This window comes from Aurantibacter crassamenti (genome assembly GCF_016811105.1).
Lineage (GTDB): Bacteria > Bacteroidota > Bacteroidia > Flavobacteriales > Flavobacteriaceae > Aurantibacter_A > Aurantibacter_A crassamenti.
Map to the genome: position 1 here is coordinate 1125927 of NZ_JAFBGM010000002.1, position 13673 is coordinate 1139599.

At 38.0% G+C, this 13673-nt stretch carries 1 protein-coding gene; it reads right to left on the reverse strand.

Features of this window, described 5'->3' with window-relative positions:
- Positions 1–167: 167 nt before the first annotated feature.
- Positions 168–13655 (reverse strand): Calx-beta domain-containing protein, encoded by a 13488-nt coding sequence (locus JQC67_RS17520; RefSeq protein ID WP_203254209.1) that lies wholly within the window; start codon positions 13653–13655, stop codon positions 168–170.
- Positions 13656–13673: the final 18 nt, after the last annotated feature.

Genomic DNA, 13673 nt, shown 5'->3' on the forward strand with positions numbered 1-13673 from the left:
TTTAAAATTAATTATAGCACCAACATTTTGCATCTTAAATTGGTAAAAAAAGATTATTGTTATCTGTTTCTAAAATTTGCTGTACCACGAAATGTTTCAGTCCTAAAAGACAGAAAAATAGCACTAAGCCCATGCAAATTAGACCTTTTCCTTATATATAAAAAGATTTAATTTATATACAGATAACTCGCAAGTTGCTTCATAGTACCATCATGGTCTTCATAATTTAAGATATAATAATAAGTACCGACTGGTAATTTTATACTCTCACTTATGGTTGCTCGAGCTCTCGAATACCCATCAAAATTATTGATGTCATTATTATATTCGACGGTTTCAAACACAATTACTCCCCATCGATTATAAATTCGAATATTATTATTAGGGTAGTTTTCTATACTTCTTATTGTGAGTACATCATGGACTCCATCATTATTTGGTGTGATTACATTAAACACCTCTAGTTCTTCAATTTCTTCTTGAATATCTGAATCTAAATAATCTGGAATACCGTCATTATCCCAATCATCATTGGCGTAATTCATATCTCCATCGGTATCTTCATCCATGGTAGGTATGCCATCACCATCATCATCTATATCCCTATAATCAGATTCATCATCACTATCTGTATTTGGCAAATTATTAATTGGGTCGTCAATTTCATCATTGACATCCATATCAATAAGTTCTGAACCTTCATAACTATCATCAAGTCCGTCATTATCAGTATCAACTCCCGAATAAACTACGTCTGCTATACCGTCATGATTGTGATCATGAGCTTCTATACTATCTGGCACTCCATCATTATCACTATCATCATCTAAATAATCAGGTAAATCTAAACCATCAGTATTTACTGGAATTAATCCTATTTCTGTTCCATTCTCATAAGCGTCATCAACTCCATTGTTATTGGCATCAATTAAACTAGGTGGAATATAATCAGCTGTTGTTTGTGCTTCTACATTATCAGGAATACCATCATTATCACTATCGATATCTAAATAATCTGGCAAAGCATCATTGTCAGAATTAGTAGGATCTGTGGTGGGATCATTATCACCATCCAAATTTAAATCTTCAAAACTATCAATAATACCATCATTATCACTATCCATATCAGGATTAACATCATTGTCAATAATGCTAATTGTTGCCTGATTATCGGTAATTGGAATTAATGCGGTAGATAGATTTGACAAATCAATAAATAAACGCTCTAGGGTCTCAACTATATCATCATCTAGTATAGAAATAGTGATTGGTTGAGTTTCTCCATCGGTTCCAACAAAAGTCAATTGACCTGTATTTGTTGTATAATCATCTGGGGCTACTGCTGTATCATCTGTAGTTGTATAATCCAATGTAAACCCTCCTGGTACATTTCCTGTTAATAAAACATTTACGGTTACTGTACCTACGCTTTCATCAACAGTAATATCATCATTCTCAAAACTAATACCAGTACCCGCCATACCATCATTATCGGTGATATTGATATTCGCCTGATTATCATCAATATTAACTAATGTGGTTGATAAATTTGATAGATCTATAAACAAGCGCTCTACAGCTTCAATTATATTATCATCTATAATAGTAATCGTTACTGGTTGAATTTCTCCATCAGTTCCAACAAAAGTTAACTGACCTGTATTCGCTGTATAATCATCTGGAGCTACTGCTGTATCATCGGTTGATACATAATCTAAGGTAAATCCTCCAGGTATGTTTCCTCCAGTCAATAATACATTTACGGTAGCAGTGCCTGCAGCCTCATCAACAGTAATATCATCATTTTGGAATGTAATACTACCTGAATCATTATCTAAAATAGTCACAAGTCCCCTACCGCTAGTACTTACACGAGTAGGACTCGGTCTTCTCATAGCATCCGATTCAATAAAGAAATAGAAAACCTCATCGTTCTCAATGATTAAATCATCTTCTATAGCTACAGGAATGTATAATACTTCGCCGTCTGTTCCTGAAAAAGTTAAGGTTCCAGTAATATCAACAAAATCTTCTGGCGTAAGTGCTTCATGCGCTTGTAATCGATAGTTTATTTCATACGGAAATGCCATCGTACCACCTGTAAAGGTTACAGGTATTTGTGCAGTACCTACATCCTCATTAACTTGAATAGACCCACCCGTAAAACGAGCTGTTTCATTATCTTGAATTGTTACAAGACCTTGATTATCGGTAATACTAATTAATGTAGTTGAAAGGTTAGATAAGTCCACAACGAAATTCTCGTTAGATTCAACCATAGTGTCATCTATAATTGGAATAGATATGGTTTGTATTTCATTATTTGTACCTGTGAAAGTTAATGTGCCTAAAGTTTCTGTATAATCATTAGGCTCATTAGCTGGTAATGATCTGATTCCTGAAGCATCACTAATTGTACTTCCATCAGCAGTTGCAAAATCTACTGTAAAACCACCTTGTACATTGCCCGATAATTGTACTTCTACAATCACTGAACCTATACTTTCATCAATAATAATATCAGATATTGACAATCCAGTTCCAGCACCCCCATCATTATCTGTGATTGTACCGATACCAGTATCATCAACCATTGCAACCAGTACATTGGAGATATTAGAAAGGGTAATAGTTAAATTTTCATCTGCTTCAATAACATCATCATCAGCAATGGTTACGGTTACAGTTTGGGTCACACCTGTTGTTGTATTTGCAGGGAAGCTTACATTACCTGTTGCTAACGCTACCGAATAATCATCTGGAGAAATAGCTGTTCCATCGGCGATTACATAATCAACTGTAAAGGCATCTGGTACTGTTGGTCCTGTATACGTGATTACGAAATCAACTGTATTGACTGCTTCGTCAACTGAGAAATCTGAAACCGAAATACCATCGCCAGCACCCGCTGCATCATCGTTGGTAATGGTTCCTACTCCATCAGAATCCAATCTATTGATAAGCGTGTTCGAAATAGTTCCAAGCGTTATGGTTAACTGCTCATCACTTTCTAAAAGAGCATCATTAACAATATTAATAGTCACATTCTGAGTGCTTCCAGAAACTGTGCCCGCTGGGAAAGTCACTGAAGTGCCTGCTGTAGCTACCGTATAATCATCAGGTGAAATCGCTGAGTCATCTGCAACTGTGAAATCTACTGTAAATTCATCTTGAACCGTTGGTCCGGTGTAAGTGATTACAAAATCAGCAGTTCCAGAAGCAATATCTTCGGCTACTGAAAAATCAGATACTGCAATTCCATCAATAATAGTTGACACCTCATTATCTACTATAGTTCCGACTCCATCTGCATCTACCATGCTGATAAGCGGATTGGAAATAGTACCCAATGTTATGGTTAACTGCTCATCACCTTCTAAAAGGTCATCGTTAACAATATTAATAGTTACATTCTGAGTGCTTCCAGAAACTGTTCCCGCTGGGAAAGTCACTGAGGTTCCTGCTGTAGCTACCGTATAATCATCAGGAGAAATCGCTGAGTCATCTGCTACTGTGAAATCTACTGTAAATTCATCTTGAACCGTTGGTCCGGTGTATGTGATTACAAAGTCCGCAGTTCCAGAAGCAATATCTTCGGCTACCGAAAAATCAGATACAGCAATTCCGTCAGTAATAGTTGATACCTCATTATCTACTATAGTTCCAATTCCATCTGCATCTACCATACTGATAAGCGGATTGGAAATAGTACCCAATGTGATGGTTAACTGCTCATCACCTTCTAAAAGGTCATCGTTAACAATATTAATAGTTACATTCTGAGTGCTTCCAGAAACTGTTCCCGCTGGGAAAGTAACTGAAGTACCTGCCGTAGCTACCGTATAATCATCAGGAGAAATCGCTGAGTCATCTGCTACTGTGAAATCTACTGTAAAGGCATCTGGTATTGTAGGTCCTGTGTATGTAATTACAAAGTCCGCAGTACCAGAAGCAATATCCTCGGCTACTGAAAAATCTGAAACCGAAATACCATCACCAGCACCTGCTGCATCATCATTTGTAATGGTTCCTACTCCATCAGAATCCAACCTATTGATAAGCGTGTTCGAAATAGTTCCGAGCGTAATTGTTAACTGTTCGTCACCTTCTAAAAGTGCATCGTTAACAATATTAATAGTTACATTCTGAGTGCTTCCAGAAACTGTTCCCGCTGGGAAAGTAACTGAAGTTCCTGCCGTAGCTACTGTATAATCATCAGGTGAAATTGCTGAGTCATCTGCTACTGTGAAATCTACTGTAAATTCATCTTGAACCGTTGGTCCGGTGTATGTAATTACAAAATCAGCAGTTCCAGAAGCAATATCCTCAGCCACTGAAAAGTCAGATACTGCAATTCCGTCAGTAATGGTTGACACCTCATTATCTACTATAGTTCCGACACCATCTGCATCTACCATACTGATAAGCGGATTGGAAATAGTACCCAATGTTATGGTTAACTGCTCATCACCTTCTAAAAGGTCGTCGTTAACAATATTAATAGTTACATTCTGAGTGCTTCCAGAAACTGTTCCCGCTGGGAAAGTAACTGAAGTACCTGCTGTTGCAACGGTATAATCATCAGGTAAAATCGCTGTTCCATCGGCAATAACATAATCAACTGTAAAGGCATCTGGTATTGTAGGACCTGTGTATGTGATTACAAAGTCTGCAGTACCCACAGCAACAGTTTCTGCTACTGAAAAATCTGCTACAGAAATACCATCGCCAGCACCTGCTGTATCATCGTTTGTAATGGTTCCTATTCCATCAGAATCCAATCTATTGATAAGCGTGTTCGAAATAGTTCCGAGCGTAATTGTTATCTGCTCATCACTTTCTAAAAGTGCATCGTTAACAATATTAATAGTAACATTCTGAGTGCTTCCAGAAACTGTTCCCGCTGGGAAAGTCACTGAAGTGCCTGCCGTAGCTACCGTATAATCATCAGGTGAAATCGCTGTGTCATCTGCTACTGTAAAATCTACCGTAAAGGCATCTTGAACGGTTGGACCTGTGTATGTGATTACAAAGTCCGCAGTTCCAGAAGCAATATCTTCGGCTACTGAAAAGTCAGATACTGCAATTCCATCTGTAATAGTTGACACCTCATTATCTACTATAGTTCCAATACCGTCTGCATCTACCATGCTGATAAGCGGATTAGAAATAGTACCCAATGTTATGATTAACTGCTCATCACCTTCTAAAAGATCATCGTTAACAATATTAATAGTTACATTCTGAGTGCTTCCAGAAACTGTTCCCGCTGGAAAAGTAACTGAAGTACCTGCCGTAGCTACTGTATAATCATCAGGAGAAATCGCTGAGTCATCTGCTACAGTAAAATCTACCGTAAAGGCATCTGGTACTGTCGGTCCAGTATACGTTATAACAAAATCCGCAGTACCCACAGCAACAGTTTCTGCTACTGAAAAATCTGCTACAGAAATACCATCGCCAGCACCTGCTGTATCATTGTCTGTTATAGTTCCTATTCCTGTATCATCGGTAATTATAACAGTTCCACCAGATACATAAGAAATAACTGTTTCGTGTGTTTCAGTTGACTCAATGAAAGCATCATCTACCGCAGCAACATTAAATGTTACTGTTGTTGAATTAGCCAAAAGTGTAACCGTACTAGGACCGCTATAATCAGCAGCAATTGTAGTAACATTGTTATAAGCAATATTAAAAACAACATCTTGATTAACACTATGAGAAGCGGTAATTGTAAATACATTATTTGTGCCTTCTACAGTTGAAGAATCATCAATAGTAATCGTTGGTTCAATGTATAATTGAGCTTCATCAGAAATTACTGGAGGATTACAATTATCTTCTTCAATACTAGTAATTAATCGGTACAAATTACCTGACTCAGCACCAGTAACAGAAGTCAATGTCAAGTCTTCTGTATTTGAACCAGAATAAATTCCTGTATCTGTAACATCTGCCCAGATAACACCATTATCTGTGCTTTCTTGCCACTGATATAAAATTGTAAAGGCAGTAGCACTCGATATTGGAGTAAACGTAACAGAAGATTCAGTGTCAAATATTACATTGTCTCCAACATCAGCAGTTTGATCTACTGGTTGTGTTGTAAAAGCAAGTGTTGGATTATTTCTTGTAACCCAATAATTTGTTCCTGTATAACCACCTTGGCCTGTTACTAATCCATCAGAATCAACTGTAACTGGAGAATTTCCTAGATATCCATCGGCATCTGGATCTGTGTGCCCTGCTTCAACAGCATCAAAACATCCATCATTATCTGAATCTGGATCTAAATGATTAGGAATACCATCGTTATCTGCATCACAATTTTCTACCCTTATTCCATAATCTATACTCGCTAAATTATCTCCATAAATTCCATCATTAAAATAGAAGTATAAAGGACCTGTAGTTGTTGATACAGGAATACTGTTTGTAATTAAAGGATCAACAGGACCTAATAACTCATCTACACCATCTTCATACGTACCATTTGAATTCGAATCAACAATAGCATAGAACAGATAAAGTCCGCTATTTACAGCTCCACCATTCGTTGAAGAAGCTGCCGCATCATGGGTGAAGTCAGTATTATATACCGCCGTCAATCCGTTAAGAGTTGCACCACCTTGGGTTGTATTTGTAAGATAGATATTAATCGTTTCGCCAATGAATGGACCGTCTACTGCCACTCCAGTTTGAATACCAGATGCAGCCACATTTTGTATATCGAAAATATATTTAATACCAGATTCAACAGTCGCTCCAGCACTTTGTAATGTATTTTGATCGGAACTAATATTTTGCCCAGTTGAAATAGTTGCGCAATCATTTTCTTCCGTATCTAAAATACCATCATTATCATCATCTAAATCACAAAAATCACCAATTAAATCACCATCAGTATCTACATAATCTGGATGACTAGGAGAACAAGCGTCACATTCCGTTGCTTGCTGAGTATCGTCTTGGGCTGTACCGAATCCTTGACCGCCCAATGCAGCATTAGGAATTCCGTTTCCATCAACACCACCGGCAATTGAACCATCTGGATTCAATTCAGCGTAACCAATCTGGGTACCTGGTGCATCACCTTCTAAGGCATCAAAACAACCATCGTCATCACTATCCAAATCTAATGAATCAATAACGCCATCATTATCTGAATCTAAATTTGTACAAGTTGTCAAATCATAAGATAAAATACCGCTATTATCGCCATACAAATCATCAGAAAAAATAACATATATTTCACCACCAACACTAGGCGAAAACTTAGGATTTTGAGAAATTGAAAATATCGGATCCAATAACTCATCAATACCTTCATCATATTGACCATTACCATTGGTATCTACCATCGCCAGATATGTATAGGTATAACGATAATCATCAATCTGTAAATTCGCAGTAGGAATATCAAATGGATCTCTTGGCGGCCCGTCAAAAGTGTTATCGCCGAAATAGCGATTGCCATCCAAGTCAACCCACCTGCCAGGGCCAGTTTCGTAAATGGCTGCTTTTAATAATGTTTGACCATCGCGAGGACCTCCAGAAACCACAGCAGAGCCTTCACTTGAACTTGTTGCAACAAATTCATAATAGGTATTAGCTGTAACTAAAACACCAGTTGTCTGCCATGTATTTGTTGAAGGATTCATAGTTAATGAAGCATCAGAGCACAGAGCTTCTTGACTATCTAAAATACCATCATTATCATCATCTTGATCACAATAATCGCCTATTAAATCACCATCAGTATCTACATATTCTGGGTTATTAACATCACAAGAACTACATTCTGCAGCTTGTACTGCAGCATTTTTACTAGTACCAATACCTTGACCACCAGTTGCCATATTGGGAACTCCGTTAGCATCTACGCCGTCATTAATTGAACCGTCAGGGTTTAATTCTGCATACCCAATTTCACTTTCTGGCGCAGCACCTTCTAAGGCATCTGGGCAACCATCATTATCGCTGTCAAGATCTAATGAGTTTATAATACCATCATTATCTGTATCTCTACAGCCTGCAACACCATAACTAGCTCCATAAACTCTTGCTCCTTCGTTGTAACTTATTATCTTAAAATATTCTAGTCTTTCAGTTAGCGTAAAAGACACTTCTCTAATAGCGCCTGGTGTTGTATTACTACCGTCTGCAACAAAGTTTATATTATCTCCATTGGCATTTGATCGCATTATTTGAAAGTTGGTAGATGTCACCGATGGATCTGCGCCTAAGTATATGCGTACTGTTTCTCCTATTTTTGCCTCCTCAGGAAATTGCAATAATAGTTCTGATTGCCCTTGATAGGTAATACCATTATCAGCATAAGTAGTTCCTGGATCTCCTTCTGCATTTGCAACATTTGTAAAAAACGAAAGATTAGTAGCTGCAATTACATTGTAATCTGGCCCACATTCATCGGTATCTAAAATACCATCATTATCATCATCTAAATCAACAGAATCAGGATATGTGTCATTGTCAGAATCTGTTATATCATCAATTGCATCTCTAAAATCAACATCACCACCAGAGCCAGCATCACTATCCATATCTGGTAATTGTACTGGACCTGTAAGCGGATTATCTATAGTTCCACCAACATCAGAGTAATCTGCTGTGGCATCTGTAGCATCATCGAGACCATCATTATCAGCGTCAGCGTTTGCTAATGTAATTCCCGCTTCAACGGTATCGTTACCTCCTTCATTATCTGAATCTGTATCTAAATAATCAGGTGAGTCTGTACCATCAGTATTAGTTGGTGTCAATCCGCCTAAATAGGCTGTATTCACCCCATTGTTTGTCAAATAAGTGGCTGCATTGTCGGTATTTAGAGGAGTATATCCTGTAGTTGTTTGCGCCTCTACATTATCAGGTATTCCATCACCGTCAGCATCCAAATCTAAAAAGTTAGCAATAGTATCCGAATCATCACCACTCTCTGCAACACTATAATTTACACTTCTCGCATCTGGATTGTCTTGAACTGCATCAGGTATACCGTCAGCACCCACTAAACCATCAACCTGCCCATTCGTATGTGCTTGATTATGACCGCTTTCAACAGCATCATAAATTCCATCATTATCACTATCTAAATCAAAAGCATCGGGTACACCATCATTATCTGTATCCGCACATACTGTTGATGCACTGTATCTAAGACTAACAAGGTCTAATACAGCACCAGAAGATTCATTTGAAGCGGGAGTTTGAGCAGAAAAACGCACTGTAATGTCATCGGTTGTCGCCACAAATGTGCGTTCTTCATAAAACCAATTTTTAGGACCTACAAAACCACCTACTTCACCAGTTGCGATCGTGGTCAAAGTTTCATCTAAAATAGCTACATTATTTGAGTCAATAATATCAAATTCTATCGTCACTGTCTCACCGCTTTGATGCCCAATATCTTCACCCCAATAAAACGAGAATGTATAGCTTTCTCCTTGAACGAGGGTTACATCTTGTGTTAGCTCATTCGATACCCCGCCCGTAACATTATTATTACCTACAATATCAATATATTGTGAACCATCTACAGCTGGAGCAAAAGTACCTCCACCAAAAGAACCACTATTTAACCACCCATCTAAGTTTTGTGTATAATTCCATGCAGTTAAGGTATTGGTGTTATAAGTAGTACCAATGAATGTTCCGTTAGCACTAGTGAAACCATTAGGATATGCGGTTGCATCTGTGAAATTATCATGCTCAAAAGAACCGTTTATAATGAAATTACCGCAGCCCTCATCTGTATCAAGAATACCATCATTATCATCATCTAAATCTACACTATCAACTATGCCGTCATTATCGTTATCTGGACTATCATCTGTAGCGTCTCTGAAATCAACATCGCCACCTGAATTTGCATCACCATCAATATCTGATAATTGTAAAGGAGCTGTTAACGGATTATCAATAGTACCACCTGGATCTAAATATCCTGAAGTATTGGCATCCGTTTCGTCGTCAAGACCATCATTATCAGAGTCTACACCATCTAATACTATCCGTGCTTCCGTAGTATCACTACCTCCTTCATTATCAGAATCAAGATCTAAATAATCCGGTAAGTCAGTACCATCTGTATTTGTTGGTATTAGTCCTGAAGTGTAAGCCAAATCAACTCCATTAGCATCTACAGTTGCGTTAGGAAGAATATACCCTGTGGTTGTTTGTGCTTCTACATTATCAGGAATTCCATCACCGTCGCTATCTAAATCTAAGAAATTAGGGTTTAAATCTGCATCGTCTGTACTTTCAGCTATGTCGTAATTGATAGATGAATAATCAGGTGTCAAACGTACAGCATCTGGTAATCCGTCTGTGCCTACCGAACCGTCTAACCGCCCATTGGTATGTGGTTGGGCATGACCCGCTTCAACGGCATCATAAATTCCATCATTATCACTATCTAAATCGAGTGAATTAACTATTCCATCATTATCAGTATCTGCATTCGAAGCAAAACCAGTAGTCACACAATCATAATATCCTAAATTGAGGTTGGTTCGTATAGGTCCATCTTCATTGATATTTGAAAAATGCCCAATTGTAAAAGTTAAGGTGTTAAATACGCCATTAAAACGAACAAGACCTGTTCCACGAACACTAGTATCATTAAAGGTGGTTCCTATTCTATTGTCAATTATGTGAAAGTCACCATCTGTAAATAAAATATCCATATCAACACCAACGTTGTTCAGCTCGTAATACACACTTCGTCTTCCAACTCCAGGAGAAGATTTCAGATTACCAAAATACATTGTTGGGTTTTTAACCGGATTCGGAAATGTAATGGTCAAAGTTGCATGTTGACCTACATTGCTATCCGTATTCATATCCATCAAGAAATGGGTCTGCGCATTTTGAAATTCAGGATTTACAGGATAAGCAACAACATTATTAAAATTAGGATCATCCGTAGTATCTAATGTAATTCCATTGGTGGTCTGCAAATCCCACGTAACACCAGATGAAACAGAATTTATTTGACTTGTTGTATGTGTATTAACTGTATGTGCACCGTCGACGATGAAAGTTTCTGAACACTCATACATTGTACCCTGTTCATGAATATCTGGAATACCATCATTATCATCATCTAAATCTACTGCATCAACTACACCATCATTATCTGTATCGAGTCGATCATCACTGGCATCTCTAAAATCTAAATCTCCACCACTACCTAAATCGTTATCTGTATCAGGAAGTGCTATTGGGTTACTAGTTGGGTCGTCAATGGTTCCTGCAGGGTCATCATAACCAGATGTAAACGCATCCATATTATCATCAAGACCATCACTATCAACATCATCACCTGATAATGTTATCATTGCTTCTGCAATATCATTTCCACCTTCGTTATCTGAATCTAAATCAATAAAATCTGGGGTATCAGTTCCATCTGTATTTACAGGAGTTAATCCTAATAAATAAGCAGAATTCACACCATTATTAGATAAATAGTCTGCGGCACTATCAGCACTTGGAGGCAGATACCCAGTGGAAGTCTGTGCTTCTACATTATCAGGAATTCCATCACCGTCGCTATCTAAGTCTAAGCTTCCTTTTATACCGTCGTTATCATGGTCTTCACAAAATGTAAAAAGAATTCGCGCAGAGTTCAATGCAGGTCCGTAAGTCGCATTATTAATTAGCTGTACATTCACATTACTAATTGGCAAGGAGCCTTCAATATCAAACTCAGCAAATGGAGCATTGCCCAGTGTTCCTGAATTTGAATTGCCTGTAATGGTTATGGTATTTCCATCAACGGAAATATCAGCGTCTACAACAGACTTAACGAACCAAGTAAAACCAATAGGCGCGCCTGTTGCTGTAAAGACAAAAGTATCTGTTTGATTAAAATTAGTATTCCCATAACCATTTGAAGCAATAATATTAACTATCTCGGGTGAATTTAATTGAACATTAGTTTCCAGACCTTCACCAGCGACTACCCCATTATCATCTTCAAATCGAAGTACTTGAAAACTTCCTCCAAATTGTTCACCTTCAATATTAATATCTGTTGCACTGCCAATTGCTGAAGGCGCATTGATTGTCATTTCTGCTGGCAAATTAGTACCATTCACAGCAACATCTGTTACAAAAGCAGAATCACCAGGGCTTAATTGATTCGCACCTGAAATACCAACTAATTCTGGGTTTAATACAATACACTCATCAGCATCAAGTATACCGTCATTATCATCATCAAGATCCATTAAATCGGCCACCCCATCATTATCAGTATCAGGACCATTCATAGCATCTAGGCATAAGGCAAATGTATCGGTTGTTGTTATGTATCTATTGTCTACTGAAACATAATACGAAGTACCTGGAGTAAGATTCCAATACTGTAAACGTAAATCATCTTCAGGGTCAGAATAGGCAGTACATGCCAATTCGGTAGTACCATCGGTTGCCCATAATGACATATATGCATGACGTAACGTTCCTTGGGCACCTCCACGGTCTAAATCAATTTGAATTCTACCAGAGGATGGAGCATCAAAACGAAACCAAGTATTATGATTTACGATTGCTGGCCAACAAGAACCGGTATTTCTATCAAAAGTATTCCCTAAAGTAGAATAAGCCTCATCAGCTGAACAAGTACCTATAAGACTTGTAATATCTGTTGCTCCCTCATAATAATCATTGGTTGGTTGATCACTTAAACAAAGTGTGAACGTATCAAACTCATGAATATAGGTGTTATCAACTGATACATAGTAGGTTGCGCCAACTGGCAAACCTGTCGCTAATAATGAAACATCATCATAATCGTTTCCTAATCGATAACTATTACAAGATACTTCAGTTGTACCATCATCTTCCCATAAAGCAAGCATAGCCGTTTGTAAACCTCCTTTTGTGTCACCACGATCTAATTTAACTTCAATAGTACCGGTTGCGGGTACAGTAACTTCAAACCAAACATTTCGATAAGGGCCAGGACCAAGAACATTTGGCCAACAAGACGCACCATTTCTATCGGCTGTAGCTCCTAACGTTGAAAAGGCTGCATCTGAAGAGCAACTATTCATGAAGCCATCAATATTTATAGCACCCTCAAAATAATCATTGGTAGGTGTATCGTTTAAACAAAGTTTAAAGCTTTCAGCGGATGATGGCGTATCATAATGGCGGTCAACTGAGATTAAATAGGTTGCGCCATTAGTAAGTCCGTTTGTTAAAATAGAAATATCATCATCAACATCTGAATAGCTACTACAAGCAATTTCTATAGTACCTGATGCATCCCACAATGCCATCATTGCATATCGCATATCACCGGTCATATCACCAGTTATACTGCCATTATCTAAATTGATTTGAATGGTACCCGTAGCATTTGCTACAAAACTGAACCAAACATTAGCATTCGGGCCTGCAGGCCAACAAGAGCCAATAGCTCCATCAGGTGTGGCATTCAATGTATTATAAGCGCCATCTGCAGAACAACTGTTAAGTGTAAGCGGTGTAGCATTAGCTATATTGTCGTTAGCGGGCTGGGCATAAGAAAATTGTGCGCAGCAAAAAGCGATGGCAAAAATTAAAATTTTTGCGTGCCTTCGGAAACTTAGTTGTAGTAGGTTAACGCTTTTGGGAAGCATATATTTTTATGGGGGGGT

Bases quoted from the DNA above. Each gene is read 5' to 3' on its own strand.
- JQC67_RS17520 (WP_203254209.1), bottom strand. From the start codon at position 13,655: ATGCTTCCCAAAAGCGTTAACCTACTACAACTAAGTTTCCGAAGGCAC.